Source organism: Nocardiopsis sp. TSRI0078 (assembly GCF_001905145.1).
Lineage (GTDB): Bacteria > Actinomycetota > Actinomycetes > Streptosporangiales > Streptosporangiaceae > Nocardiopsis.
Genome location: NZ_LWLB01000034.1, coordinates 1 through 26172 on the forward strand (window position 1 = coordinate 1; position 26172 = coordinate 26172).

A 26172-nucleotide genomic window follows, 5' to 3' on the forward strand; every position below is an offset into this window, starting at 1 on the left:
ATCGAGGAGGTCGCCGCCACCAACCCCGACGCGGTCGCCAAGGTCGCCATCGACCCGCTGACCGGCGCCCCCGCCGACGTCGCCGCGAAGATCGTCAGGGAGGGCAAGCTGCCCGAGGCCGCAGCCCAAGGCGCGGCCGAGATCATCTCCAAGCTGTGGGACGCCTTCGTCGGCAAGGACGCGACCCTGGTCGAGGTCAACCCCCTGATCCTGACCGCGGACGGCCGTGTGGTCGCCCTGGACGGCAAGGTCACCCTGGACGAGAACGCCGAGTTCCGCCAGGACCTGGAGAGCCTCACCTTCGCCGCGGAGGGCGACCCGCTCGAGGTCGCCGCCAAGGCCAAGGGCCTGAACTACGTCAAGCTCGACGGCGAGGTCGGCGTCATCGGCAACGGCGCGGGCCTGGTCATGTCCACCCTGGACGTGGTCGCCTACGCCGGTGAGAGCCACGGCGGCGCCAAGCCCGCCAACTTCCTGGACATCGGCGGCGGTGCCTCGGCCGAGGTGATGGCCAACGGCCTGGAGATCATCCTGGGCGACCCCGCGGTCAGGAGCGTGTTCGTCAACGTCTTCGGCGGCATCACCGCCTGCGACGCCGTGGCCAACGGCATCGTCCAGGCCCTGGAACTGCTGGAGAGCCGCGGCGAGGACGTCAGCAAGCCGCTGGTCGTCCGTCTGGACGGCAACAACGCCGAACTGGGCCGTGAGATCCTCACCAAGCGCGCCCACCCGGCCGTGCGACAGGTCGACACGATGGACGGCGCCGCCGCACAGGCCGCCGAGCTCGCGGCGAAGTAGGGAACACAACACCATGGCTATCTTCCTGAACAAGGACAGCAAGGTACTCGTCCAGGGCATGACCGGCTCTGAGGGCACCAAGCACACCCGGCGCATGCTCGCCTCGGGCACGCAGATCGTGGGCGGGGTCAACCCGCGCAAGGCGGGCCAGAGCGTGGACTTCGACGGCACCCAGGTGCCCGTCTACGGCTCGGTGGCCGAGGGCATGCGGGCCACCGGCGCCGACGTGACCGTGATCTTCGTGCCGCCCAGGTTCTGCAAGGACGCGGTCTTGGAGGCCGTCGACGCCGGCATCGGCCTGGCCGTGGTCATCACCGAGGGCATCCCGGTGCACGACACGGCCGCGTTCTGGGCCCACGCCCAGGCCACGGGCAACAGGACCCGCATCATCGGCCCGAACTGCCCGGGGCTGATCACGCCGGGCCAGTCGAACGCGGGCATCATCCCGGCCGACATCACCAAGCCGGGACGGATCGGTCTGGTGTCCAAGTCGGGCACGCTGACGTACCAGATGATGTACGAGCTGCGTGACATCGGTTTCTCCTCGGCGGTGGGCATCGGTGGGGATCCGATCATCGGGACCACGCACATCGACGCGCTGGCCGCGTTCGAGGCCGATCCGGACACCGATGTGATCGTGATGATCGGTGAGATCGGTGGTGACGCCGAGGAGCGTGCGGCGGACTTCATCAGGGAGCACGTGTCCAAGCCGGTGGTGGGGTACGTGGCGGGCTTCACCGCTCCGGAGGGCAAGACGATGGGGCACGCGGGTGCCATCGTGTCGGGTTCCTCGGGTACGGCCGCGGCGAAGAAGGAGGCGTTGGAGGCCGTCGGCGTCAAGGTCGGCAAGACCCCCAGCGAAACCGCCCAGCTGGCGCGCGAGCTGTTCTAGCCCGCCCAAGGCGTTCCACAAGGCTCCGCCCCGCCGCATCGCGGTGGGGCGGAGCCTTGTGTGCGTGCGGCCCCCTTTCGAGGGGCTCAGCCGCTGCCGAGCTCCCCGGGGTCGTCTCGGCGCCTGCGCACGACGGCGGCGGTGAGGCCGGGGCCCACGAGCAGGAGGAAGAACCCGAGGAAGACGGCGATGGCGGTGACATTGCCGGACATGATCGTGGGCACGCCCCACACGAAGAACAGGAAGCCGCCCCAGCCGATCATGGCGCCCAGATGGGGGCCGCGGTGCTTGCGGTCCACCTCACCGCCCTTGGAGGCGTCGCCCTCCACTGGCGCGGGTTCACGGGTGGCGGGCGCGGTGCCGGCGGTCCCGGTGACGAAGTCCGGGCGCAGCCGTGCCGGCAGGTCCTCGAAGAGCGGGACCAGGTCCAGGTTGGTGACGGCCTTCAGGGCAGCGGCCGAGCGGGCCTCGTGCTCGTCGAGGCCCAGTCGGCCCTCCTCCAGCGCGGTCCGCAGCTGTTCCAGCGCACGGTCGCGCTCGTCGTCGGAGACGCGGTAGCGGTCGGGTTCGGGACCTGCCATGCGGGATCGTTCCATTCGGGGCGGGGGGCTGTGCCGGACTCACAGGGTACGACGGGGGCCGCACGGGTCCGGTTCCCCGCTTCCGGTGCGCACCGGCACGACACGCGCGGCCGTGGATGCCGCGGAGCATTCCGGTCCCTGGCAGCATAAGTCGGGTGAGTACGCCAGGATCTCCCCCCGACCGCGGCCGTCCGTCCCAGCGCCCGCGGGCACGCGGCGCCGGAGTGCCCGGAGCCACCGCCGACATGCCCAGACCCCTCTACTCCACCGGCGGGATCGCCGCGGCCACGGCCGCGGGTCTGGGGCTGGCGGTGATCGTCACCCTGGCCATCATCGGATGGGTGGCCGCGCCGCACGACGCCTTCGGCGAGGAGATCGCCGACATCCTCCAGAGCGCGGTCCTGGCCTGGCTGGTGGGCCACCACGTGTCGTTCTCGGTACCCGACGGACAGATCGCCCTGCTGCCGCTCGGCCTGGTCCTGCTTCCGGGGCTGCTGCTGTACCGGTCGGGGCGCTGGCTGGCGCGCTCCTGCTCGATCCCCCGCCTGCGGTACGTGTACCGGGCGGCGCTGGCCATCGCCGGGCCGTACGCGGCGATAGCGGGCACCCTGGCGCTGCTGGCGCGCACCGAGTCCGTCGAACCGAGCATGCCGCGCGCGCTGGTCATGGGGTTCGTGATCGCCTTCCTGTCCGGTGGTCTGGGGGTGCTGCGCCAGCTGATGCTCGACAAGGGGGTGACCGCCCGGGCCCTGCTGAACCTGATGCCCGCCCGGCCGAGGTCCCTGCTGGTGGGGACGCTCGTCTCCACGGGGACGCTCCTGCTGGGCGGCCTGCTGTTGTTCCTCGTGGCCCTGATGGTCGCTCTGCCCGAGGTGGTCGAGACGACGCGGACCCTGCGCCCGGGACTGGTGGGCGGCGCGCTGCTGCTGGTCGTCCAGTTGGCCTACCTGCCCAACGCCGTGGTGTTCTCGGTGTGCTACGCGCTGGGCCCGGGGTTCGCGGTGGGGACGGGGACCGTCGTCGCGCCGACGGGGGTGTCGACGGGTGCCCTGCCGATGCTGCCGATGCTGGCCGCGCTGCCCGAGAACGGGGCCGCCCCGGCGGCGTCCCTGGTAGCGCTCGCGGTGCCGTTCGTGGCGGGGGCGACGGGCGGTGTGCTGACCCAGCGCAGCGCGCCCGACGTGGTCAGCGAGGCGGCTCCGCTGTGGGGCTTCGTGTGCGGGGTGACCACGGGGATACTGTGCGCGGCCCTGGCCGAGGTGGCCGGGGGGCCGCTCGGCGGCGAGAGGCTGAGCGAGGTGGGTCCGTCCGCATGGCAGGTGGGCCTGGTCGCCGCCCTGGAGGTGGGCGTGGCGGCCGCCGTCGCCGCGTGGGCGGCGCACTGGTGGCACACACGCGGGCAGCGCCCGGTACGGCCGCGCCCAGCCCCCAAGAGGAGGCCCGAGCCCCGTCCGGAGCCGAAGCCCCGTCCGGAGCCGAAGCCCCGCCCGGAAGCGGAGCTTCCTCCGGACGTGCCGGTCGGGGAGGGGCTGGCCACGGTGACGCCGCTGCGCCGCCGCCAGGACGGGGAGCCCTCGCCCTCTCCGGACGAGGACGGCCGGGAGGACACCGAGAGGACGGACCGGTCCGCCGAGCGGGCGGCGCGCAGGCAGGCCCGCCGGGAACTGCGGGAGCGAAAGCGCGAGGAGCGCAGGGCACGACGCGCCGAGGGCGGCGACCGCTGGTGGCGCCGCGGGCCCGTCGAGGACGAGGATTCCGAGGAGCTGTACGGGATCACCTACGAGGCCGCCCCCGAGGAAACCGACGCCCCCAGGAGCTGACCGGGATGGGAGCCGCAGAGCGACTCGGGACCGGAAGGGGCGCTTCTGCAGGAGGCGGTCCGGAGCCGGTTGCGGGACGGGGGTACGGGGCGGTGGCTGTGCACGGCGGTTCGGGAGCTCGAAGGTACGGAACAGCAGCCGACCTGTTGGCGCTACTGCGGGCGGTGCGTTCCGCGGTGCCCGTCGTGGAGAACGACCGTCACGTGTACGCCCCCGCACGTGACGGAGAGTCCTGCGACCTCCTGGACGGGCTCATAGCGCGGCTGGAGGCCTGACAGGCGTAAGGGCCGCCCCGAAGGATTCCGGGGCGGCCCTTACGTGCCCGGTGCCGTCAGCCCTCCTTGGGCGCGGTCCTGCGCCTGGCGGGCTCGAAGACGGCGTTGACCAGGTCGGTGCACCACTTGAGCAGTTCCAGGTCGCGCAGCGGTTTGCCCCCGAGGCCGCCCGACTTGGGGACCGGGACCAGCAGGGTCTTCGCGGCCTCCTTGCGGATGGACTTGGGGTACAGCCGCCGCAGCCGAAGCTCCTGCGACTCGCGCAGCTCCACGGGGGCGAAGCGGATCTGGTTGCCCTGCATCACCACGTCGGAGAGCCCCGCCGACTTGGCCAGCACCCGGAACCGGGCCACGGCCATGAGGTTGTCCACCGGCTCGGGCGGCGTGCCGTACCGGTCGGTGAGCTCCTCGTAGGCGGCGAGGATGTCCTCCTCGCTGGTGACGCTGGCGATGCGCTTGTAGGACTGCAGCCGCAGCCGCTCACCCGGCACGTAGTCGTGCGGGATGTGCGCGTTGATGGGCAGCTCGACCTTGGTCTCGATCTCCTCGGCCGCGTCCGGGTCGCCCTTGAGCTCGGCCACCGCCTCACCCACCATGCGCACGTACAGGTCGAAGCCCACGCCCGCGATGGTCCCGGACTGCTCCGCGCCCAGGATGTTGCCCGCGCCCCGGATCTCCAGGTCCTTCATCGCCACGTACATGCCCGCGCCCGTCTCGGTGTGCTGGGCCACGGTGGCCAGCCGCTCGTAGGCGGTCTCGGTGAGCGGCCTCTCCGGCGGGTACAGGAAGTAGGCGTAGGCGCGCTCGCGCCCGCGGCCCACCCGGCCGCGCAGCTGGTGCAGCTGCGACAGGCCGTAGGTGTCGGCGCGGTCGATGATCAGGGTGTTGGCGTTGGGCACGTCCAGGCCGGACTCGACGATGGTCGTGGAGACCAGCACGTCGAAGTTCTTCTCCCAGAAGTCGACCATCACCTTCTCGAGCTGCTGCTCGTTCATCTGGCCGTGCGCGAAGGCCACCCGCGCCTCGGGCACCAGGCGCTTGATGCTCGCCGCCACCTTGTCGATGGAGGCCACCCGGTTGTGCACGAAGAAGACCTGTCCCTCGCGCATCAACTCGCGGCGGATCGCGGCGGCGATCTGCTTGTCCTCGTAGGGCCCCACGAAGGTGAGCACCGGGTGGCGCTCCTCGGGCGGGGTGAGGATCGTGGTCATCTCGCGGATGCCGGTCAGACCCATCTCCAGGGTGCGCGGGATGGGCGTGGCCGACATCGCCAGCACGTCCACCTGGGTGCGCAGCCGCTTGAGCGCTTCCTTATGCTCCACACCGAAGCGTTGCTCCTCGTCGACGATCACCAGGCCCAGGTCCTTGAAGCGGGTCTCCGACGACAGCAGCCGGTGCGTGCCGATGACGATGTCCACCTCGCCGCTGCGCAGGCCCTCCCGGGTCAGCTCCACCTCGCCGTCGGTCTGGAACCGCGACATGGGCCTGACCGTGACCGGGAACGACGCGTACCGCTCGGTGAACGTGGACATGTGCTGCTGCACCAGCAGGGTGGTGGGCACCAGCACCGCGACCTGCTTGCCGTCCTGCACCGCCTTGAACGCGGCGCGCACCGCCACCTCGGTCTTGCCGTAGCCCACGTCACCGCAGATCAGCCGGTCCATCGGGACCGACTTGGACATGTCCTTCTTGACCTCTTCGATGGCGGCGAGCTGGTCGGGCGTCTCCACGTAGGGGAACGCGTCCTCCAGTTCGCGCTGCCAGGGGGTGTCGGGGCCGAACGCGTGGCCGGGGGAGGCCTGCCGGGCCGAGTACAGCCGGATGAGGTCGCCCGCGATCTCCCGGACCACCTTGCGGGCGCGGCTCTTGGCCCTGCTCCACTCGGCGCCGCCCATCTTGGACAGCGTGGGCGCCTCGCCGCCCACGTACCGGGTGACCTCGCCCAGCTGCTCGGTGGGCACGAACAGGCGGTCTCCCGGCTGACCGCGTTTGGAGGGCGCGTACTCGATGAGCAGGTACTCACGGGTGGCGCCCTGCACCTGGCGGCTGACCATCTCCAGGTAGCGGCCCACGCCGTGCTGTTCGTGCACGACGTAGTCGCCCGGCTTGAGCTGCAGCGGATCCACCGTGCCCCGCCGCCTGCTCGGCATCCGGCGCATGTCGCGGGTGGAGGACTTCTGCCCGGCCAGGTCGGTCTCGGTGAGCACCACCGTGTGCACCGAGCGCAGCAGGAACCCGTGGTCGACCAGTCCGGTGGTGACCGTGGCGACCGCGGGCCTGGGCCGGTCGTCCAGGTCGGTGGTCAGGGTGGCGCCCAGCCCGGCGTCGCGCAGCATCGCCACCAGGCGCTCGGCGGGTCCGTGCCCCTGGGTGACCAGCACGACGCTCCAGTTGTCGTGCAGCCAGCCCTTGATGTCGGCCAGGGCCCGCTCGGTGTCGCCCCGGTAGGTGTCGGCGGCCACCGCGCCGACGACGACGGAGTCGTCCTCCTCGCCGGCGCCGCCGTCCCCGCCCGCGGTGAACGGGGTCAGCCCCCACCAGGGCAGGCCCATCTCGGAGGCGGTGGAGCGCAGCTCGGAGATGGACATGTAGGCGGACTCGCCCAGGTCGATGGGCGCCTCACCGCCGGAGGCGGCGTTGATCCAGGACGCGTCGAGGAACTCGGCGCTGGTGGCCTCCAGCTCCACGGCGCGGGTGCGGATGCGCTCGGGGTCGCAGCCCACCACCATCGCGCCCTCGGGCAGGTAGGTGAAGAAGGGCTCCATGCGTTCGGCGAGCACCGGCGCGAACGCCTCCATGCCCTCCACCGACACGCCGTCGGCGATCTTGTGCAGGGTCTCGGCCAGGGAGGGGTGCTCCTCGGCCAGCGCCCGCGCGCGCTCGCGCACGGTGTCGGTGAGCAGCAGCTCCCGGCAGGGCGGTGCGAACAGCCCGGAGGCCGCGCTGGTGCGCGGGCCGCCCTCGCCACCCTCGCCGGGGCCGATGGAGCGCTGGTCGGCGACCTGGAAGTAGCGGATGTCCTCGACGGTGTCGCCCCAGAACTCCAGCCGCAGCGGGTGCTCCTCGGTGGGCGGGAACACGTCCAGGATGCCGCCGCGCACGGCCATGTCTCCGCGCTTTTCGACCAGGTCCACACGGGCGTAGCCGGTGTTGGCCAGGGCGGTGACCACGTCCTCCAGGGGCGTCTCGTCGCCGGGGCGGATGCGCACCGGCTCCAGGTCGCCCAGGCCGGCCACCAGCGGCTGCAGAACGCTGCGCACGGGGGCCACGACCACCCGCAGCGGGCTGGTCAGCGGATCGGAGGGGTCGGGGTGGGCGAGGCGGCGCAGCACGGCCAGCCTCTGCCCGACGGTGTCCGAGCGGGGGGAGAGCCGCTCGTGCGGCAGGGTCTCCCACGCGGGGAAGAGCGCCACCGAGTCCTCGGGCAGCAGGGAGCCCAGCGCGTCGGTCAGGTCGGCGGCCTCGCGCTCGGTGGCGGTGACGGCGAGCACGGTCCGCTGCGCGCCCACGGGCGCGTCCGCGGCCAGTGCCCCCACCATGAAGGGGCGCAGTGCCGCCGGGGCGACGAGGTCGAGGTGGGGATCGCGGCCGCCCCGGGCGGCCTCGATCGCGGTGTGCAGCGCCGGGTCCCTGGAGACGTCGGCGAGAAGTCCAATGAGGCTCATAGCACCAGAAAGTGGAAGTGGTCCGGATCAGGCGGTGGTGGTCGCGGCCCGCGCGGTGACAGAGGCGGCTGCGGAAGGTGGACGCCCGGCACCTCTCAGACTATCGAGTCCGACGGATCCGCGCGGGTGGGGTGTGGACAACCGACGACACGGCGGACCCGGGCCGTCCGCGTCCCGGCCCGGATGCGGGCGGCGGCGCGCACTGGGTAAAACCGCTCCCGAACTGCTTCTATTCCGTTCGTGGAGGTGCGGGCCGGGGGCACCCGGTGCTTCGGGCATACGCTGGGTGCGTTGCCCGGACCCCCGTAGGAGAGGAACCGCGTGGTGAGTGCCAACAGGCGTGGGAGTGCGCCGGAACCCGGCGTCGAGCGGCCGGACGCCCCGGTCTTCGCCCCAGGTCCGGACGGGCTCGCCCACCTGGAGCTGATTCTCAACGGCGCCTACCCGCTGCCCGGTTTCATGACGCGGGACGAGGCGGAGGCGGTGGAGAGGGAGGGCCGCCTGCCCGACGGACGGCCCTGGCCGGTTCCGGTCACCCTGGAGGTCCCCGCGGAGCTGTCCGGCGCCGACCACCTGACCCTCACCGACCCCGAGGGCGCACCGCTGGCCGGACTCGCCGTGACCGAGCACTGGCGGGGCGCCGACGGGCGCCCCCGGCTGGCCGGTGTGGTGACCCTGCTGCGCCCGCCGACGTACGGGGTGCTGCGCGAACTGCGGCCCTCGCCCCCCGAGATGCGGGCCCAGCGCGAACTGGAACCCTCCGGCCGCCCCCTGCTGGCCGTGGTCACCGACCGGCCGCTGCACCACCGGGCCCTGCACCAGATCCGCGCCGAGGCCGACGCCCTGGGGCGGACGCACGGCGACGGCGTCCGCGCCGAGGTGCTGGTGATCGTCGACACCGGCCTGGAGGACGAGGGCATGGCCACGGCGGTGCTGGCCGCCGAGCCCCTGCTGCCCGCGCGCACCTCCTTCGTGGTGTGCACGCTGCCCCGGAGCGCCGACCGCTCCCGGGGCGCGCTGGGCGGGGCGTGGGGGCCGCGCCAGGTGGCGTTGGCCGCGCACGTGGCCGCCGCCTACGGCGCCACCCACATGATCGCGGTGACCGGCGGGGACGGCCCCGACGTCGAGCGGGTCATGGCCCGGCGCCCGCCCCTGACCGTGCTGGACCCCGAGCCGTGGCGCTACTCCTCCGCGGAGGGGCTGTGGCTGCCGCTCACCCGGGTCGACCCGGCCGAGGCCCGGTCCGAACTGACCGACGAGCAGGTGGAGGCGGAGCTGGCGCACGGGCGCGAGCTGCCCTCCTGGTTCACCCCGGCCCGTGTGGGCGCCGAGCTGTCGCGGCTGCGCCCCGCCCGGACCAGGAGGGGCCTGACCGTGCTGTTCACCGGCCTGTCCGGTTCGGGCAAGTCCACGATCGCCCGCGGGGTGTGCGACGGCATCCGCCGCTCGGGCAGGTCGGTGACCCTGCTGGACGGCGACGTGGTGCGGCGCATGCTCTCCAGCGAGCTGACCTTCTCCCGGGAGCACCGGGAGCTCAACATCCGCCGGATCGGGTACGTGGCCTCGGAGGTCACCCGGCACGGCGGGATCACGGTGTGCGCGCCGATCGCCCCCTACGCCGGAGGCAGGGCCGAGGTGCGCGCGATGGTGGAGGAGTTCGGCGACTTCTTCCTGGTGCACGTGGCCACGCCCCTGGAGGTGTGCGAGGCCCGTGACCGCAAGGGCCTGTACGCCAAGGCGCGCGCGGGGCTGATCCCCGAGTTCACGGGGATCTCCGATCCCTACGAGGAGCCGGAGGACGCCGACCTGGTGGTGGACACCGAGGGAATGGACCCGGCCGACTCCGTGGCCCGGGTGATGGCCGCCCTGCGTGAGGGCGGATGGCTGCCCGAGCACGACGGCCGGTCGGCGCGAGCTGTGGAGGACGAGTGATGGACGAGAGCCGGGACGGCGCCCGTCCGGTCGGGCACCGGATGCTGCGCCTGGTCGAGGTGATGGACACCCTGCGCAGGGAGTGCCCGTGGGACAGGGCGCAGACCCACGAGTCGCTGGCCAAGTACCTGATCCAGGAGGCCTACGAGACCCTGGAGACCATCGAGGACGGCGACCTGGCGCTGCTGCGCGAGGAACTGGGCGACGTGCTGCTGCAGGTGGTCTTCCACGCGGCGATCGCCGCCGAGCGCCCCGAGGGCGATCCGGCGCGGTTCACGGTGGACGACGTCGCCGACGCCATCGTCGGCAAGATGACCCGCCGCCACCCGCACGTGTTCGGCGGGGCGGAGGTGTCGGGCGCCGACGAGGTGCGGTCCAACTGGGAGGCCATCAAGGCCGCCGAGCGCGCGGAGAAGGCCAGGGCGGGAGGCGGTGACGGGCGGACCTCCGTGCTGGACGGGGTGCCGTTCGCCCAGCCCGCCGTGATGCTCGCCCACGAGCTGCAGAAGAGGGCGGTGCGCAACGGGTTCCCCGCCGACCTGGTGGGCGACGACGGCGCGGAGGGCGGCGAGCTGTTCGCGGCGGTCTCGGCCGAGCGCGACCGGGGCCGGGACGCCGAGATCGACCTGCGGGCGGCGGCTCGCCGGTTCGACGCCCGCGTGCGCGCTGCCGAGGACGCGGCCCGGGCCGACGGGCGTGAGCCCCGCGAGCTGTCCGAGGAGGAGTGGCGGACCTACTGGGCCAAGGCGGGGGAGGCTTAGGCCGTGTTCCTCGCATCCTTCGACGGCCTTCTGAAGAGCACTTCCTAGGAACCGCGCGGGCGGGCGGGGTGCGTGGTCGTCGTTCCGGCCGGTCCTCCCAGCGGCGGGTCCGGGCCCCGCGGCCCCGCCCCGCGCCGCCGCGGCGCGTCGGACGGGTCACGTACGCGGGATCTCCTCGGTGGAGGGATCGCCCGGACCGGGCCCGGCACCGAACCCCTCCTGGGGCCGCCGCGCGGTCTCGCCGATGACCAGCCACAGCCCCACGATCATCCAGTTGGCCGTCAGCGCCGATCCGCCCGCCGACAGGAACGGCGTGGTCATACCGGTCAGCGGGATGATGAGCGTCGCCCCGCCCAGCACGATGAACACGTCGAACGCGGTGAGGAACGCGTATCCCAGCGCGGTCAGCTTCAGGAACCAGTCGCGGGCGGCCAGGGCGATCCGAAAGCCCCGCTCGGCCAGCAGGAACAGCAGGAGCAGCACCGCCATCAGCCCGGTCAGCCCGAGTTTCTCCCCCACCGACACCAGGACCAGGTCGCTGTCGGCGGCGAACACCTCCTGGACGAAGCCGCCGCCGAACCCGGTGCCCGTCAGGCCGCCCCCGGCCAGTGCGAACATGCCCTCCACGATCTGGAAACTGCCGCCCGGCCGCCCGTACACGCCCGGGTCGAACGCGTTGAGCCAGATCTCCACCCGGTTGCGCACGTGCGCGAACAGCAGGTAGGCCACGTACGCCCCGCTCGCGAAGGCCGCCAGGCCGATGAGCACCCACGACTTGCGCGCCGTGGCGGCGTAGAGCACCGCGAGGAACGTGCCGAACAGCAGCAGCGAGGCCCCCAGGTCCCGGGTGCCCACCAGCAGCAGGATGGCCATGCCCCAGCCCACCGCCATCGGTGCGAGGTCGCGTGCGCGCGGCACGCTGAACACCTTGACGCGCCCGATCCTGACCGTGCGGGTGACCAGCGCCATCACCTCGCGCCGCCGCCCCAGGTAGGCGGCGAGGAAGACCACCAGCAGCACCTTGGCGAACTCCGAGGGCTGCATGGTGAACGGACCGAGGCGGATCCACCGCCGGGCGCCCAGCACCTCGTGCCCCAACGGGGACAGCGGCAGCAGGAGCAGCAGCAGTGCGGCCGCCGCGATCAGGTACGTGTACATGCCCAGACGCTGCGGCCGGCGCACCAGCACCACCGTGGCCGCGCACAGCGCCATGCCCAGCCCGGTCCACAGCAGCTGCCGGTCGGCGTCGCCGTGCCCAGGGTCGGACCCGGTCATCTGGAGGGCCCAGATCATGGCGAGGCCCAGCCCGTTCAGGACGGTGGCCACCGGCATGACGACCGGGTCGGCGTAGGGAGCGGTGAAGCGCAGTAGCACGTGCAGGCCGACCGCCCCGGCGCAGAGCACGCCCAGGTAGACCAGCGGAGCGGGTTCCAGACCCCCGGTGACGGACAGCGACGCCGACAGCAGGGTCGCGGCGGCGGTCAGGAGGGCGGCCACCAGGAGGACGAGCTCGGCGCGGCGCCTGGGTCTGGGCGGTAGGGCCCCGTCGGCGGTCTCCGCGGTGCCGGACCCGGTCTCGGGGCTGCCCATGTCGTCTGTCGTCCCGCCCGTCCGTGTGGGGCCCGGAGCGCCCGGGCCGGGCACCGCGGCCCGGAGTGCACGTTCGCCCCTGCACTATAGGTGGCGGAGCGGTGCCCGTCCGGTGGCGTGTCGCCGTCCGTCCCCAGACCTCGCCCGGTGCCCGCCCCGGCGGCCGAGTCGCCCCGGCCCCGTCCGTCGGCGCGGCACGGGCGCGGGAGCGTCCAGGTCCAGGGCCTCCGCCGCCCGGGCCAGCCTCGTGTCGAAGGTGCCGAGCCGGGACAGCAGCGGCGCGGCCCGTACCGCGAGATTGCGCGCCGCGATGCCCAGCCGGGTGCGCGGGGCCAGGAAGCCCGACCCGGCGTCGGCGACGGCCTGGTTGGCGTCCGCGAACGGTCGCATCCGTGCCTCGTAGGCGGCCAGCGCGGTGGTGTGGTCCTCGCTTCGGGCCAGTTCCTCGGCCAGCACGTAGGCTCCGACGACGGCGAGGCTGCTGCCCTGGCCGGACATGGGGGAGGGGCAGTACCCGGCGTCGCCGAGCAGGGTGATGCGCCCGGTGGACCAGCGGTCCATGCGGACCTGGGTGACGGAGTCGAAGTAGAAGTCCGGCGCCCGGTCCATCTCGCTCAGGACGCGCGCGCTCTCCCAGCCCCTTCCGTCGAAGGCCTCGTGCAGGAAGCGCCGCTGCTCCTCGGCGGTGCGGCGGTCGATGCCGGTCTCCTCGTCCGTGCGCACCATGAGGAGTGCCTTGGCGCCCTCGGCGCGGGGCGTGTGGTAGAGCCCCATGCCGAGCCCGGGGAGGTTGTACAGGTGCACCTCCCGGTCCAGTCCCAGGTGGTTGGGCACGGTGAAGATGCTGATGTAGCTCTCCAGGAAGCGGCGGTGGGGCCCCTCCGGTCCGAACGCGAGCCTCCTGGTGTTGGAGTGCAGGCCGTCGGCGCCCACGACCAGGTCGAACACGCGCGGCTCGGCGCGCTCGAAGGTGACGCGGACCCCGCCGGGTCCCTGCTCCATTCCGGTGATCGAGTCCCCGTACAGGTACTCGGTGTACTCCGTGGTGGGTTCGTGCAGGAGACGGACGAGGTCGCCGCGCAGCAGTTCGTGGGAGCGGCCCTCCCGGGCGGTCTGGGAGGTGGAGAACCCGGTCACCCGGCGCCCGTGCGTGTCGACGAGGGACGCGGTGGCTATCCGCGTGCGGTGGGCGATGATGCCGTCGAGTACTCCCATGCGCTCGGCGGCGTCGAGCGCCACGCCGCGCACGTCGATGGCGTAGCCGCCCGACCGGGGCGCCGGGGCGCGCTCGACCACGGTGGCCTCGATGCCGTGGTGGTGGAGCCGGCGGGCGAGGGCGGGCCCGGCGATGCCGGCGCCGGAGATCAGGACGTTGTGTACGGCGGTCATGGCGTTCGCTCCTTCGGAGGCCGTCGCCATCACGCTAGGCTGCTGCTTACCGTGCGTCAAGTAACTTACCGGTCGGAAAGCAGGTTACCGGCCGGAAGGTCGGCGCTAGACTCGTCGCACCAGGTGGTGAGGAAACGGAGGTGACGCGGGTGCCCAGAGCACGGAACGACACCAAGGCGCAGATCCGGGCGGTGGCCCTGGAACTGTTCGCGCGCCAGGGGTTCGACAAGACGAGCCTGCGCGAGATCGCGGAGCGCCTCGACATCACCAAGGCCGCGCTGTACTACCACTTCCCGTCCAAGAACGACCTGCTCAGATCGCTGGTCGAGCCCCTGGGCGAGGACATGGAGGCGCTCTTCGCCAGGTACGGGGAGGCCGGCGACCGGGGGACCTCCGATCCCCGCGCGCTCCTGGGCGCCTACTTCGACGTCTGCGTGCGCCACAGCGTCCTGCTGGTCGCCGTCCTGCACGACCTGGGCTCGCTGGCCGAGACCGGCCTGGTCGACTCCGTCATCTCCTGGCGCCGCGACCTGGACGCCCTGCTGGTGGGGGCCGGGAGCGGCGTTCCCGCCCGGATGGGCGCGGTGATCGCCCTCGGCGGCATCCAGGACGTCTCGGTCATGTTCCCGCCGGAGGAGGCCGCGGCCCACCGCGAACGCGCCGTGGACATCGCGATGGCCGCGCTGGAAGCCGGCATGTCCGGTATGGACTAGACCAATTCCGCCGGGTGCGCGCCCCTCTCCCGGAACGGGGTCGCTAGTCTCGTGTCGGGTCCTGAACCAGTGGTCCGAGAAACCCGAAGATACGGAGAGAGACTGTGGCGTCCATCGAGGCAGTACAGGCGCGGGAGATCCTCGACTCCCGGGGAAACCCGACAGTCGAGGTCGAGGTTCTGCTCGACGACGGAACCATCGCACGCGCGGGCGTCCCCAGCGGCGCCTCCACCGGCCAGTTCGAGGCCGTCGAACTGCGTGACGGCGGCGACCGCTACGGCGGCAAGGGCGTGACCAAGGCCGTCACGGCCGTCAACGACGAGATCGCCGACGAGCTGCTCGGCCACGCCCCCGACGAGCAGCGCATCATCGACCGCGCGCTCATGGACCTGGACGGCACGCCGGACAAGTCCCGGATCGGCGCCAACGCCATCCTGGGCGCCTCCCTGGCCGTGGCCAGGGCCGCCGCCGCGGAGGCCGGGCTGCCCCTGTTCCGCTACATCGGCGGCCCCAACGCGCACGTGCTGCCGGTGCCGATGATGAACATCCTCAACGGAGGCGCGCACGCCGACAGCAACGTCGACATCCAGGAGTTCATGATCGCGCCGGTCGGCGCCCCGACCTTCGCCGAGGCCGTGCGCTGGGGGGCCGAGGTCTACCAGGCCCTCAAGTCGGTCCTCAAGTCCCACGGACTGGGCACCGGTGTGGGCGACGAGGGCGGTTTCGCCCCCAACCTGGACAGCAACCGCGCCGCCCTCGACCTGATCGTGGAGGCCATCGAGAAGGCGGGCTACACCCCCGGCACCGACATCGCGCTCGCCCTGGACGTGGCCGCCACCGAGTTCTGCAGCGACGGCGTGTACACCTTCGAGGGCAAGACGCGCTCGTCGGAGGAGATGGCCGCCTACTACGCGGAGCTGGTGGAGGCCTACCCGCTCGTCTCGATCGAGGACCCCCTCGACGAGGAGGACTGGGGAGGCTGGAAGAAGCTCACCGCCGAGCTCGGCGATCGGGTCCAGCTCGTGGGCGACGACCTGTTCGTCACCAACCCGGAGCGGCTCCAGCGCGGCATCCTGGAGGACACCGCCAACTCGCTGCTGGTGAAGGTCAACCAGATCGGCACCCTCACCGAGACCCTGGACGCGGTCTCCCTCGCCCAGCGCAGCGGTTACACGGCGATGATCAGCCACCGCTCCGGGGAGACGGAGGACACCACCATCGCCGACATCGCGGTGGCCACCAACGCCGGACAGATCAAGACCGGCGCCCCGGCGCGCAGCGAGCGGGTCGCCAAGTACAATCAGCTGCTGCGTATCGAGGAGGAGCTCGACGACGCCGCCGTGTACGCGGGCGTGTCGGCCTTCCCGCGCTTCGCCAAGCGCGGCTAGTCTGCCCCAGTGTCCCGCGAATCCGAGCAGCAGCGCCCAAAGGCCAAGAAGGCGACCAAAGCCGACAGGCCCGGGCGCGGCTCTGCCCGGAGGACGGGACCAGCAGGCACGGGCACGGGCCGCACCCCCGGGGTGCGGCCCATGCTCACCAGCCGCGCGGCCATCCTCGCGCTCGTGGTGTGCGTGATCGCGCTCAGCCTGGCCTACCCGCTGCGCGAGTACGTCGCCCAGCGCTCCCACATCGCCCAGCTCCGGGAGGAGCAGGCGCGTATGGAGGAGAGCGTGCAGGAGCTGCGCCGGCGCGAGGAGGAGCTCTCCCAGGACTCCTACGTGGAGCGCGAGGCCCGGGTCCGGCTGCACTACCAGTACCCCGGCGAGACCACCTACATCGTCACCCGTCCCGAGGACGAGGACGACGCCGAGACCGACACCGGTCCCAGCGAGCCCTGGTTCACCACCCTGTGGCGCTCGGTGGAGGAGGCCGACAGCCCGTCGCTCGACGGCGGGCTCTGAGGGCCTCCCCGCCGTCCTCGGCAGGGGCCTTCCCGCCGTCCTCAGAGGGGGAGAGCGCGGGCCAGGAGCACCCCGGCGGCCAGCGCGGCGAGCGCGCAGCACTCCGTCGCGGCCGCGTAGGCCGCCGCGGTGAGCGGGCGCCCGCTCCGGGCCAGCGCGAGGACCTCGTGCGAGAACGTCGAGTACGTGGTCAGGGCACCGCACAGACCGACGGCCACGAGGGCCCACACCTGCGGCGGCACGGTCGTCGCGGACGCGGTGCCGAACACCAGGCCCAGGAGCAGGGTGCCCGCGGTGTTGACGGTGAGCGTGCCCCAGGGGAGCCGGTCGGAGACCATCCGGCGGACGGCCCCGTCCACCAGGTAGCGCAGGGCCGCGCCGGCGGCGCCGCCCAGGCCCACGGCCCACAGTTCCCAGCTCACGGGCGCCCCCCGCCGCCGACCGGTGCGCGGACCAGGCGTCCCGCGGCCCACGCGCCCAGGGCGACGCCGGCCACGGACCCGGCCAGGGTCAGCGCCATGTAGGCCACGGCGGGGAGGACGCGGCCGGAGGCCAGCAGCAGGCCGATGTCCAGGGTGTGCGCCGAGTAGGTGGTGAACCCACCGAGGAAGCCGGTGCCGAGCAGCTGCCTGACCCACGGCGGCGCGGCCACGGGCCCGGTGACCGCGGTGACCAGGACGCCGATGAGTACGGCGCCGGTGAGGTTGACGGCCATGGTGGCCAGCGGCGGGCCCTGGTCCGGGACGGGCCAGGCCACCGACACCAGGTGACGGGCCACCGCGCCCGCGGCCCCGCCGCAGGCGGCGACGCCGGCCATCGCCGCCGTACCCGGTGCCCGGCCCCCACACGGCGCCGGGTGTTCGCTCGTGGGCATGGTCCTCCCGGTGGGGTCCTGTCGACTGATGAGAACGCGGTGAGAGCCGTGCGGTGGAAAGAACCGCGCGAAGCGTCCGTTGAGGGTGGCGAAGCGGGCGGGGCCGCGGCCGATGGGGGCGGGCCGCCGTGCGGCGGGGCGTGTGCCCGCCGAACACGCCCTCAGCCGTGGCCCCGGCCGGGTGGACGCGGGGCCGCCTCGTGCGGGGGGCCGTCGGCCGACGCGGTCGGCGGCGGCAGGCCCCACCACCGCGCACCGCCGTGCGCCCGCGCGAGTCCAGGCTACTTCGTACCGGCCCTATGCTGGGTGCGCCATGACTTCCGCAGATCAGCCCGTTCCGGGACCCGTCGACGCAGGCGGGCACACCGGCGCCGCCGGGCGCACAGGTCCGGTCGCCGAGCGCGACATCGCCGCCGTCGAACTCCAGTTGGGCCGCGCACCGCGCGGGGTGCGCGGGGTCGCGCACCGCTGCCCGTGCGGCCTGCCCGACGTGGTGCGCACCGCGCCCCGCCTGGAGAGCGGCGAGCCCTTCCCGACGTTGTACTACCTGACGTGCCCGCGCGCGGCCTCGGCCATCGGCCGGATGGAGAACGAGGGCCGCATGCGCCAGATGCAGGAGCGCCTGGGGCACGACCCCGAGCTCCGCGCCGCCTACACCAGGGCGCACGAGTCCTACATCGCCGAGCGCTCCGAGCAGGCGCGGCTGGACGGTGTCGAGCCGCTGCCCGAGGGGATGCAGAGCACCGGTGGCATGCCCACCCGGGTCAAGTGCCTGCACGCCCTGGTCGCCCACGAGCTCGCGGAGCCGGGGGCCAACCCCTTCGGCACCGAGGCGCTGGAGGAACTGCCGCACTGGTGGGACAGGGGCCCGTGCGTGTGTGTCGACGAGGACGCCTCCGAGGGCGTCGAAGGGAACGGGTCATGAGCGGTGTCGCCTCCATCGACTGCGGAACCAACTCCGTCCGCCTGCTGATCGCCGACGTCGTCCACCTGGGCGACGACGAGGTGCAGGTGGTCGACGTCGACCGGCGCATGGAGGTCGTGCGCCTGGGCGAGGGGGTGGACAGGACCGGGGTGTTCGCGCCCCAGGCCCTGGAGCGCACCTTCGAGGCGCTGCGGGGCTACGCCGAGGCCATCGAGGCCCACGGCATCCCGCTGGGCCCGGAGGCGGTGCGCATGGTCGCCACCAGCGCCACCCGCGACGCCGGCAACCGCCAGGTGTTCATCGACGGCGTCCGCGAGATCCTGGGTGTGGAGCCCGAGGTGGTCACCGGCCTGGACGAGGCGGAGCTGTCCTTCGTGGGCGCCACCGCCGAGTTCGAGGCCGAGGCGGCCGAGGGCGGGCGGAGCCGGCCGTCCCCGCCGTTCCTGGTGGTGGACATCGGCGGCGGCTCCACCGAGTTCGTCCTGGGCGGCGACTCCGACGGGGACCCCGGCGACGGGGAGGACGGCGGACTGGTCCGCGCGTCGCTGTCCGTGGACATCGGCTGCGTGCGCATGACCGAGCGCCACCTGCGGAGCGACCCTCCCACGGCCGAGGAGATCGAGGAGGCGACCGCGGACATCGAGGCCGCGCTGGACGAGGTCGAGCGCGTGGTCCCGCTGCGCGAGGCCGGTTCGGTCGTGTGCGTCGCGGGAACCGCGACCACCGTCGCCGGGATCGCCCTGGACCTGCCCGAGTACGACTCCGAGCGCATCCACCACGCCCGCGTGGGGGCCGCCGACCTGGAGCGCATCACCGGGGAACTGCTCAGGGCCACCTCCGCCGAGCGGTCGCGGATCGGCGTCATGCACCCCGGCCGGGTGGACGTCATCGGCGCGGGCGCGCTGGTGCTGTCCCGGGTGCTCGCCCGCACGGGCGCGGACTTCTTCACGGCGAGTGAGCACGACATCCTCGACGGTGTCGCCTGGAGCCTCGTCTAGGGCTCCTCCGGAGGGCGGCCAGGGCTCGTCCAGGTGAGACGTGTCACCCCCTCAGGGTCTTGTGAATGCTTTCACAACCCTTGTGACCTGCGAAGACGCGATCGGCGCGGGCCGGGAAGTGGTGAGAAGGTGAGCTGGTGTGAACCTTCTCTGTCGGCAGATGCTTGTGAAAGAATGCACAAGCACCCACCGAAGTGGGGCGAAGCACCCGCTCCGGCCCGGGCGGCACCCCACCGCGACCGCGGCGCGGGCGACCGAAGACCGTGACAACCTCGCGGCCCCCGGGAAGAGGGGGCGCCACACTCAAGGAACCGTTAGGGCGGATATGCGATGACCGAGAGCAGGAACTACCGGCTGGTACACGGCGGAGGGGACGAGGCGGAGATCCCGCACATCCTCATCGTCGGCGGCGGTTACCTCGGGATGTACACCGCGAGGCGGCTGGAGAAGAAGCTCGGGGCCGGTGAAGCGCGGATCACCGTCATCGACCCGAACTCCTACATGACCTACCAGCCCTTCCTGCCCGAGACCGCGTCCGGCAGCATCTCGCCCCGCCACGTCGTCGTCCCGCTGCGCAACGTCTTCAAGAGGACCCGCGTCCTGGGCGGCCGGGTCGTGCGTATCGACCAGGCCGACCGCACGGTCCGCTACGAGCCCAACGCGGGCGAGCCCGAGACCATCGCCTACGACTACCTGGTCATGGCCGCCGGCGCCGTCTCGCGCACCCTGCCCATCCCCGGCCTGGCCGAGTGGGGCATCGGGATCAAGACGGTCGAGGAAGCCGCCTACCTGCGCAACCACGTCCTCAACCAGCTCGCCGTGGCCGACTCCACCGACGACGAGGCCACCCGCAGGAAGGCGCTGAACTTCGTCTTCGTCGGCGGCGGCTTCGCCGGTGCCGAGGCCATCGCCGAGCTGGAGGACATGGTGCGCGACGCGGTCCGCCTCCACCCCTCCATCGACCTGGAGGACGTGCAGTTCTACCTCATCGAGGCGGCCGACAAGATCCTGCCCGAGGTCGGCCCCGAGGTCGGCACCAAGGCCCTCAACCAGCTGCGCCGCCGCGGCATCGACGTCCGGCTCAAGACCTTCCTGGAGTCGGCGGTCGACCAGCGCGTCAAGCTCAGTGACGGCACCGAGTTCGAGGCGGGGACCCTGGTGTGGACCGCGGGCGTCAAGCCCAGCCCGGTCGTGGCCGCCAGTGACCTGCCGCTCGGCCCCAAGGGCCACCTGGACACCAGCGAGTACCTCACCGTCAACGGCGCCGAGAACGTCTTCGCGGGCGGCGACAACGCCCAGGTGCCCGACGGCAACGGCGGCTTCTACCCGCCCAACGCCCAGAACGCGGTCCGCCAGGCCCCGGTGCTCGCCGACAACGTGATCGCCAGCCTGCGCGGCACCGGGCTCAAGGCCTACCGCCACAAGAACCTCGGCGCGGTCGCCGGGCTCGGCCTGCACAAGGGCGCCGCCCAGCTGTTCGGCAAGGTCAAGCTGACCGGCCGCCTGGCCTGGTACGCGCACCGGTCCTACCACCTGTTCGCGGTCCCGACCTTCAACCGCAAGATGCGCGTGCTCTCGGACTGGACGCTCGCCTTCCTCCTGCGTCGCGACTTCGCCGCGCTCCCGGAGATGGCCGAGCCCCGCCAGGCCTTCGAGGAGGCCAGCCAGCCGCAGGTCGAGGACGGCCGCCTGCGCCGGGTCAGCTGACACCGCCCGGACACCCCGCCGCACCCGCCGGCGGGGCCGTCCGGCCAGGAGCGTGAAAGGACCGGTTTCCCCTGGGGAGCCGGTCCTTTCGTGTCCCAATCCGGCCATCCTCAATCAAAGTGGGCAATCAGCCCGGCCGGTATGATGGGGCTCGCCCTCGTAGCCCAATGGAAGAGGCAGGCCCCCTAAAAGGGTCACAAGTGTCGGTTCGAGTCCGACCGGGGGTACCAGTACCTGTTCTCTGGCTTCGCTTCGCCGTCCGCCGACGCCCCACGGGCCCCGGCCGCCGGGTCCCTCCGGGCCCGGGTGCCGGGTTCAGCGCTCGGGCCCCTGCTGCTCCATCAACAGCTGGAGCTGGGTGAACAGGCGCTCGCCCGGGTCGCCCAGGTCGATCCCGCTCACCGCCGCCGCCCTGCGTACCCGGTACCGCAGCGTGTTCGGGTGGATGTGCAGCCGCTCGGCCGCCGCCCGCGCGTCGCCGAACGCCTCCAGGTAGGCCAGCAGCGAGTGCACCAGGTCGGCGCCGCCCGCACGGTCGTGCTCGACCAGGCGGCTCACCCTCGGATCGCGCAGCGAGGGGTCCTCCCGCAAACGTGCCAGGGTCTCGCCGACCAGCACCCGCGAGCGCACGTCGGAGATGGTCGCCACCTCCCAGTCCACGCCCCGGTGCAGGTCCCGGCCCATCGCGTCCAGCACCCGGTCCGCCTCCGCCCGCGAGTCCGGCACGTCGCCCAGCCGCTCCACCAGCGACCCCACCGCCGCCTGCACCTCCAGTCCCAGGGCCGCGCGCGCGGCCGACACCGTCCTGCGGGTCAGCGCCAGCACGGACTGCTCCACCCCGCGCCACCCCTCGCGGCCGCGGGCCAGGTCCGGCAGCAACACGTACACCCGCCCGCCCAGCTCGGTCACCAGGGCGCTGCGCCGGTAGGCCGCCGTGTGCACCGACACCAGGTCGACCATCTGGCGGCGGCGCAGCTCCAGCTCGGGCCGGTCGGGGCGCCCGGACCGCTCCTCGCCCGCCCCCTCCGCGCCCCCGGCCGTCGCGAACGCGGCCACCAGGGCGCCCCGGTCGGCGTGCACCTCCACCGTGTCGGCCAGCGCGCCCGCGTCGATGCGGCCCTCCAGCAGGCTGGACAGCAGGTCCTCGCGCAGCCGCAGCCCCGCGCTGGCCTGGGTGCGCTGCCGGATCATCTGCAGGGCTGTGGTGCGCGCCGCGCCCAGCAGGGCCTCCTCGGCGTGCTCGGCCAGCGGCCGCGACCCCTCCTGTACCCAGATCGCGCCCAACGGCTGGCGTCCGGCGTGGATGCCCACGGCCAACCGGCGCCGGATGCCCAGCTCGGGGTGCTCGTCCACGCGCACCACCTCCTCACCGGCGCGCAGCTTGGCGAAGACACCCCACTCGCGCAGCAGCGCCAGGTAGGACTCCGGGCCGCGCCGCCCCAGCACGGACAGCCGCCGCAGCTCGTCCACCTCCGCGCCGCTGGAGTAGGCCAGCACCCGGCTCGCGGCGTCCTCGATGCTCACCAGGCCTCCGGTGAGCTGGGCGATCGTCTGTGCCATGGAGAACAGGTCGCCGCTGACCTCGCTCAGGTCCTCGGCGGCCGTCAGCCGGGCGTCGTCCACGATGGACTGGCACACCGACTGCAACTGGTCCCAGCGCACCTCGGGGCGGACCGAGAGCAGCGCGATCCCCGCCTCCTGCGCCTCGGTGCGCAACGCACGGGACTCGTCGGCGGCGCCGGACCGGGGCCGGTGCGGCCGCGCCCCGGAGGGCGGCGGCAACACCTCCTCCTGGGGCGCGTGCCCGCTGGCCTTGACCGCGACCGCCGTGGCGCCCTGCCCGGCCAGCGTCCGCAGCAGCCGCCGGGCCGAGGCCCCCCGGGCCCCGATCAGCAGCACCAGGTCGCCCTCGCGCACCTCCGCGCGGTCCTCCGGGTCGAGGATGACGACATTGTCCACCTGGACATCGAGCCCGCCCGGTGCGGCGGCCACGTCCAGGACGGGGTCGCCGAGCGCCAGCAGCAGTCTGCGCAGGGGGATGCCCGTCGGACCCTCGGAGGAGGATCCGCTCTGAGCAGGGGGGACACCGGATCCGGGGCCGGACTCGTGGGAGCTGTCGCCAGCGGTGGAAAACGTGCCGTTGGGTGGGGCGTCATTACTCATATGTGTCCCATTTTGTCCTGATGAACAAAGAAGGCGGGCAAAGAGTGGCCTGCCCCACAAGGTTCGCACGCCCCTGTTCTGAGAGCGTTGAATCAGCCAGACCCTGCTTGTTTCAGGGACATTCTTCACCGGGGAGGTGCCCATGGACGCCGTGACCAACGTCCCTCTGCCGCAGAACGAACCCGTTCTGTCCTACGCGCCCGGCAGCGCCGAGCGCGAGGAGCTCGTGGCCAAGCTGGAGGAGCTCGGCAGCCGGAGCATCGACCTGCCGATGCGCATCAACGGCGAGAGCCGCATGGGCGGTGGCGAGCCCATCGACGTCGTGCAGCCGCACCGCCACTCCGCCGTCCTGGGCACCATGCGCAACGCCACCCACGACGACGCGCGCGACGCCATCGCCGCAGCCAAAGCCGCGGCCCCCGCCTGGCGCGCGATGTCCTTCGACGACCGCGCCGCCATCATCCTGCGCGCCGCCGAGCTGCTCTCCGGCCCCTGGCGCGCCACCATCAACGCCGCCACCATGCTCGGCCAGTCCAAGACCGTCCAGCAGGCGGAGATCGACTCGGCGTGCGAGCTGATCGACTTCTGGCGCTTCAACGTCTCCTACGCCCGCGAGCTCATCGCCCAGCAGCCGCTGAGCGTCAAGGGCGTGTGGAACCGCATGGAGCAGCGCCCGCTGGAGGGGTTCGTCTACGCGATCACCCCCTTCAACTTCACCGCCATCGCGGGCAACCTGCCCACGGCCCCGGCCCTGATGGGCAACGTGGTCGTGTGGAAGCCCTCCCCGACGCAGCAGTTCGCCGCCGAGCTGACCATGCGCCTGCTGGAGGAGGCGGGCATGCCCCCCGGCGTCATCAACATGGTCACCGGTGACGGCCTGGCCGTCTCCGACGTCGCCCTCAACGACGCCGACCTGGCCGGGGTGCACTTCACCGGTTCCACCAAGACCTTCCAGCACCTGTGGAAGAGCGTCGGGGAGAACATCTCCGCCTACCGCTCCTACCCGCGCATCGTCGGCGAGACCGGCGGCAAGGACTTCATCGTCGCCCACTCCTCGGCCGACCCCGATGTCCTGCGCACCGCGATCGTGCGCGGCGCCTTCGAGTACCAGGGCCAGAAGTGCTCGGCCGCCTCGCGCGCCTTCGTCGCCCGCTCGGTGTGGGAGAAGGTCCGCGACGACCTCGTCGCCGAGACCGAGGCCCTGCCCATGGGCGACGTCACGGACCTGTCCAACTTCATCGGCGCCGTCATCGACCGCCGCGCCTTCGACAAGCTGGCCAAGGTCCTGGAGGACGCCAAGTCCGACCCGACCCTGGACATCGTGGCGGGCGGCACCGCCGACGACTCCGTCGGCTACTTCGTGCGCCCGACCATCATCGAGGGCTCGGACCCGTCCCACGACGTGTTCCGCACCGAGTACTTCGGCCCGATCGTCGCCGTCCACGTCTACGAGGACGAGAAGTTCGACGAGATCCTCAAGGTCGTCGACGAGGGTTCGGCCTACGCCCTGACCGGCGCCGTCCTGGCCAAGGACCGCGCCGCGGTCGCCAAGGCCACCGAGGCGCTGCGCTTCGCCGCGGGCAACTTCTACGTCAACGACCGGCCGACCGGCTCCATCGTGGGCCAGCAGCCCTTCGGCGGCGCCCGCGCCTCCGGCACCAACGACAAGGCGGGTTCGGCCCAGAACCTGTCCCGCTGGGCCAGCCCGCGCGCCATCAAGGAGACGTTCGTCGCGCCGACGGTCTCCTCCTACCCCCACCAGGGGTGACAGCGTCCCTTGGGGGCTCCGCTTCGCTTCGCCCCGTGTTCGGGCGCCCAAAGAGCGGGAACCTTCGGTGTCTCCCGTGCGATGGCTCGTTCCTCGCGATCGCACGTCCGACACCTCCAGAACCCCGCGGACGCCCGAACGACCCCCCAGGGTCGGAGCAGGCGTTCGCCCACCAGGGCTGACAGCGGGTTCCGGGCCCCCTTCCGTCCTGAGGGGGTCCGGAACCCGCCCGAATCCACCGGCGCGGCCGGGCCATCCCCGGCCGCGCGCCCCGCCCGCGCCAGCCGACCGGCTCGCGCACGTCTTCTTCGAGGTCACCATGCTTCGTAAGCCCCTGCTGCTCGCCGCCAGGTCCGCGACCTGCCGCAAGATCGTCGAGCGCACTCCCGTCACCCGGGCCATGGTCAAGCGGTTCGTCGCGGGCTCCACCCTGGAGGAGGCGCTCCCCGCGGTCGGGGAGCTGACCCGGGACCGCCACGTCACCCTGGACTTCCTGGGTGAGGACACCACCGACGCGGTCCAGGCCGCGGCCACGGTGACCGCCTACCAGGACCTGCTGGCAGCACTGGGCGAGGCCGGCCTGGGCGACCGCGCCGAGGTGTCGGTCAAGCTCTCGGCCGTGGGCCAGTTCCTGGACCGGGACGGCGAGAAGATCGCCCTGGAGAACGCCCGCCAGATCGCCGAGGCCGCCCGGGCCGTCGGCACCACGGTGACCCTGGACATGGAGGACCACACCACCGTCGACTCCACGCTGGGCATCCTGCGCGAACTGCGCCAGGACTTCCCGTTCGTGGGGGCGGTGCTCCAGGCCTACCTGCACCGCACCGAGGCCGACTGCCGCGACCTGAGCGGCGCCGGTTCGCGCGTGCGCCTGTGCAAGGGCGCCTACGACGAGCCCGAGTCGGTGGCCTTCCGCGACAAGGCCGAGGTGGACAAGGCGTACGTGCGCGCGCTGCGCGTGCTCATGGAGGGCGAGGGCTACCCGATGGTGGCCTCGCACGACCCGCGCATGGTCGCCATCGCCGGCGAGCTGGCCGCGGCCAGCGGCCGCGGCGCGGACGACTACGAGTACCAGATGCTCTACGGCATCCGCGACGCCGAGCAGGTCCGCCTAGCGGCCGAGGGCAAGCGCATGCGCGTCTACGTCCCCTACGGCACCGAGTGGTACGGGTACTACATGCGCCGTCTGGCCGAGCGCCCCGCGAACATGCTGTTCTTCGCCCGCTCGCTGCTCACGCACAGCTAGGCGAGCAGGACACGCCCGGTGGGGGCGGGCCCGTGCCCCGGGAGGACTCTCTCCCGCCGGGGCACGGGCCCCTCTCCGCCTCCTGGCCGTGTGCGCACGGCGGCCGGGAGCCGGTGACGGAAACCGGAAGGCCGGGCCCCGTGAGCGCCGTTGCCCAACGGTGACCATGTCCGC

The 26172-nt window shown here is 72.7% G+C and carries 20 protein-coding genes and 1 tRNA gene; 14 read left to right on the forward strand and 7 right to left on the reverse strand.

Annotated features, from left to right (window positions below; translation table 11 throughout):
• On the forward strand, nucleotides 1-798 hold a 798-nt coding region (locus tag A6A08_RS21295; RefSeq protein WP_073704413.1), incomplete at its 5' end, for an ATP-grasp domain-containing protein.
• A 13-nt stretch (nucleotides 799-811) separates the two neighbouring features.
• Nucleotides 812-1690 (forward strand): succinate--CoA ligase subunit alpha, encoded by an 879-nt coding sequence (sucD, locus tag A6A08_RS21300; RefSeq protein ID WP_073704414.1) that lies wholly within the window; start codon nucleotides 812-814, stop codon nucleotides 1688-1690.
• An 86-nt stretch (nucleotides 1691-1776) separates the two neighbouring features.
• Here the strand turns inward: sucD and A6A08_RS21305 are convergent, their stop codons facing one another.
• Entirely contained in the window at nucleotides 1777-2271 is a 495-nt protein-coding gene (locus A6A08_RS21305; protein WP_073704415.1) for a DUF1707 domain-containing protein, read from the reverse strand.
• A 245-nt stretch (nucleotides 2272-2516) separates the two neighbouring features.
• On the opposite strand from A6A08_RS21305, the gene A6A08_RS21310 reads away from it, so the two are divergent.
• Nucleotides 2517-4091, forward strand: a complete 1575-nt coding sequence (locus A6A08_RS21310) for a DUF6350 family protein (RefSeq protein ID WP_073704416.1) — start codon at nucleotides 2517-2519, stop codon at nucleotides 4089-4091.
• 331 nt (nucleotides 4092-4422) lie between these two features.
• On the opposite strand, the gene mfd is transcribed toward A6A08_RS21310, so the two are convergent.
• Nucleotides 4423-8031, reverse strand: a complete 3609-nt coding sequence (gene mfd, locus A6A08_RS21315; protein WP_073704417.1) for a transcription-repair coupling factor — start codon at nucleotides 8029-8031, stop codon at nucleotides 4423-4425.
• A 321-nt stretch (nucleotides 8032-8352) separates the two neighbouring features.
• Here mfd and cysC point away from each other — a divergent pair, with 321 nt between their 5' ends.
• Both cysC and A6A08_RS21325 read left to right on the forward strand, forming a co-directional pair.
• The gene (gene cysC, locus A6A08_RS21320; RefSeq protein ID WP_073704418.1) at nucleotides 8353-9963 is read left to right on the forward strand and encodes an adenylyl-sulfate kinase; all 1611 of its coding nucleotides are present in this window, start codon (nucleotides 8353-8355) and stop codon (nucleotides 9961-9963) included.
• Entirely contained in the window at nucleotides 9963-10724 is a 762-nt protein-coding gene (locus A6A08_RS21325) for a MazG family protein (protein ID WP_073704419.1), read from the forward strand. The genes cysC and A6A08_RS21325 overlap by 1 nt, the downstream gene beginning before the upstream one ends.
• Nucleotides 10725-10880: 156 nt before the next feature.
• On the opposite strand, the gene A6A08_RS21330 is transcribed toward A6A08_RS21325, so the two are convergent.
• Complete coding sequence (locus A6A08_RS21330; RefSeq protein ID WP_073704420.1) at nucleotides 10881-12314, reverse strand: FtsW/RodA/SpoVE family cell cycle protein; 1434 nt, start codon at nucleotides 12312-12314, stop codon at nucleotides 10881-10883.
• An 84-nt stretch (nucleotides 12315-12398) separates the two neighbouring features.
• A complete protein-coding gene (locus A6A08_RS21335; RefSeq protein WP_083609214.1) occupies nucleotides 12399-13703 on the reverse strand; it encodes an FAD-dependent monooxygenase in 1305 nt (434 codons plus the stop codon).
• 149 nt (nucleotides 13704-13852) lie between these two features.
• On the opposite strand from A6A08_RS21335, the gene A6A08_RS21340 reads away from it, so the two are divergent.
• The 3 genes from A6A08_RS21340 (at nucleotide 13853) to A6A08_RS21350 (ending at nucleotide 16317) form a co-directional block, all read left to right on the forward strand.
• Nucleotides 13853-14416 (forward strand): TetR/AcrR family transcriptional regulator, encoded by a 564-nt coding sequence (locus tag A6A08_RS21340; protein ID WP_073704698.1) that lies wholly within the window; start codon nucleotides 13853-13855, stop codon nucleotides 14414-14416.
• Between the two features lie 104 nt (nucleotides 14417-14520).
• On the forward strand, nucleotides 14521-15804 hold the full coding sequence (eno, locus tag A6A08_RS21345) for a phosphopyruvate hydratase (protein ID WP_073704421.1): 1284 nt from the start codon (nucleotides 14521-14523) through the stop codon (nucleotides 15802-15804).
• A 141-nt stretch (nucleotides 15805-15945) separates the two neighbouring features.
• Nucleotides 15946-16317, forward strand: coding sequence for a septum formation initiator family protein (locus tag A6A08_RS21350; protein ID WP_073704422.1), 372 nt, complete (start codon nucleotides 15946-15948; stop codon nucleotides 16315-16317).
• 41 nt (nucleotides 16318-16358) lie between these two features.
• Here A6A08_RS21350 and crcB (A6A08_RS21355) read toward each other — a convergent pair whose 3' ends face one another.
• Nucleotides 16359-16739: a fluoride efflux transporter CrcB gene (gene crcB, locus A6A08_RS21355; RefSeq protein WP_073704423.1), complete on the reverse strand. Its 381-nt coding sequence runs from the start codon at nucleotides 16737-16739 to the stop codon at nucleotides 16359-16361.
• The gene (gene crcB / locus A6A08_RS21360) at nucleotides 16736-17191 is read right to left on the reverse strand and encodes a fluoride efflux transporter CrcB (RefSeq protein WP_073704424.1); all 456 of its coding nucleotides are present in this window, start codon (nucleotides 17189-17191) and stop codon (nucleotides 16736-16738) included. Before crcB (A6A08_RS21360) ends, crcB (A6A08_RS21355) begins: the two co-directional genes overlap by 4 nt.
• Before the next feature lie 313 nt (nucleotides 17192-17504).
• Here crcB (A6A08_RS21360) and A6A08_RS21365 point away from each other — a divergent pair, with 313 nt between their 5' ends.
• From A6A08_RS21365 to A6A08_RS21380, 4 genes are all read left to right on the forward strand, one after another.
• Complete coding sequence (locus tag A6A08_RS21365) at nucleotides 17505-18116, forward strand: DUF501 domain-containing protein (protein WP_073704425.1); 612 nt, start codon at nucleotides 17505-17507, stop codon at nucleotides 18114-18116.
• Complete coding sequence (locus tag A6A08_RS21370) at nucleotides 18113-19114, forward strand: exopolyphosphatase (RefSeq protein WP_073704426.1); 1002 nt, start codon at nucleotides 18113-18115, stop codon at nucleotides 19112-19114. The genes A6A08_RS21365 and A6A08_RS21370 overlap by 4 nt, the downstream gene beginning before the upstream one ends.
• A gap of 330 nt (nucleotides 19115-19444) precedes the next feature.
• Nucleotides 19445-20821 (forward strand): NAD(P)/FAD-dependent oxidoreductase, encoded by a 1377-nt coding sequence (locus A6A08_RS21375; protein ID WP_073704427.1) that lies wholly within the window; start codon nucleotides 19445-19447, stop codon nucleotides 20819-20821.
• A 153-nt stretch (nucleotides 20822-20974) separates the two neighbouring features.
• A tRNA-Leu gene (locus tag A6A08_RS21380) sits at nucleotides 20975-21051 on the forward strand.
• An 85-nt stretch (nucleotides 21052-21136) separates the two neighbouring features.
• Here A6A08_RS21380 and A6A08_RS21385 read toward each other — a convergent pair.
• Complete coding sequence (locus A6A08_RS21385) at nucleotides 21137-22984, reverse strand: CdaR family transcriptional regulator (protein ID WP_083609215.1); 1848 nt, start codon at nucleotides 22982-22984, stop codon at nucleotides 21137-21139.
• A 142-nt stretch (nucleotides 22985-23126) separates the two neighbouring features.
• On the opposite strand from A6A08_RS21385, the gene pruA reads away from it, so the two are divergent.
• Nucleotides 23127-24752, forward strand: a complete 1626-nt coding sequence (pruA, locus tag A6A08_RS21390; protein WP_073704428.1) for an L-glutamate gamma-semialdehyde dehydrogenase — start codon at nucleotides 23127-23129, stop codon at nucleotides 24750-24752.
• A gap of 319 nt (nucleotides 24753-25071) precedes the next feature.
• On the forward strand, nucleotides 25072-25998 hold the full coding sequence (locus A6A08_RS21395) for a proline dehydrogenase family protein (protein ID WP_073704429.1): 927 nt from the start codon (nucleotides 25072-25074) through the stop codon (nucleotides 25996-25998).
• The last annotated feature ends 174 nt before the right edge of the window (nucleotides 25999-26172 follow it).

Bases quoted from the DNA above. Each gene is read 5' to 3' on its own strand.
- sucD (WP_073704414.1), top strand. From the start codon at position 812: ATGGCTATCTTCCTGAACAAGGACAGCAAGGTACTCGTCCAGGGCATG.
- A6A08_RS21305 (WP_073704415.1), bottom strand. From the start codon at position 2,271: ATGGCAGGTCCCGAACCCGACCGCTACCGCGTCTCCGACGACGAGCGC.
- A6A08_RS21310 (WP_073704416.1), top strand. From the start codon at position 2,517: ATGCCCAGACCCCTCTACTCCACCGGCGGGATCGCCGCGGCCACGGCC.
- mfd (WP_073704417.1), bottom strand. From the start codon at position 8,031: ATGAGCCTCATTGGACTTCTCGCCGACGTCTCCAGGGACCCGGCGCTG.
- A6A08_RS21325 (WP_073704419.1), top strand. From the start codon at position 9,963: ATGGACGAGAGCCGGGACGGCGCCCGTCCGGTCGGGCACCGGATGCTG.
- A6A08_RS21330 (WP_073704420.1), bottom strand. From the start codon at position 12,314: ATGGGCAGCCCCGAGACCGGGTCCGGCACCGCGGAGACCGCCGACGGG.
- A6A08_RS21335 (WP_083609214.1), bottom strand. From the start codon at position 13,703: ATGACCGCCGTACACAACGTCCTGATCTCCGGCGCCGGCATCGCCGGG.
- A6A08_RS21350 (WP_073704422.1), top strand. From the start codon at position 15,946: ATGCTCACCAGCCGCGCGGCCATCCTCGCGCTCGTGGTGTGCGTGATC.
- crcB (WP_073704424.1), bottom strand. From the start codon at position 17,191: ATGCCCACGAGCGAACACCCGGCGCCGTGTGGGGGCCGGGCACCGGGT.
- A6A08_RS21365 (WP_073704425.1), top strand. From the start codon at position 17,505: ATGACTTCCGCAGATCAGCCCGTTCCGGGACCCGTCGACGCAGGCGGG.
- A6A08_RS21370 (WP_073704426.1), top strand. From the start codon at position 18,113: ATGAGCGGTGTCGCCTCCATCGACTGCGGAACCAACTCCGTCCGCCTG.
- A6A08_RS21375 (WP_073704427.1), top strand. From the start codon at position 19,445: ATGACCGAGAGCAGGAACTACCGGCTGGTACACGGCGGAGGGGACGAG.
- A6A08_RS21385 (WP_083609215.1), bottom strand. From the start codon at position 22,984: ATGAGTAATGACGCCCCACCCAACGGCACGTTTTCCACCGCTGGCGAC.
- pruA (WP_073704428.1), top strand. From the start codon at position 23,127: ATGGACGCCGTGACCAACGTCCCTCTGCCGCAGAACGAACCCGTTCTG.
- A6A08_RS21395 (WP_073704429.1), top strand. From the start codon at position 25,072: ATGCTTCGTAAGCCCCTGCTGCTCGCCGCCAGGTCCGCGACCTGCCGC.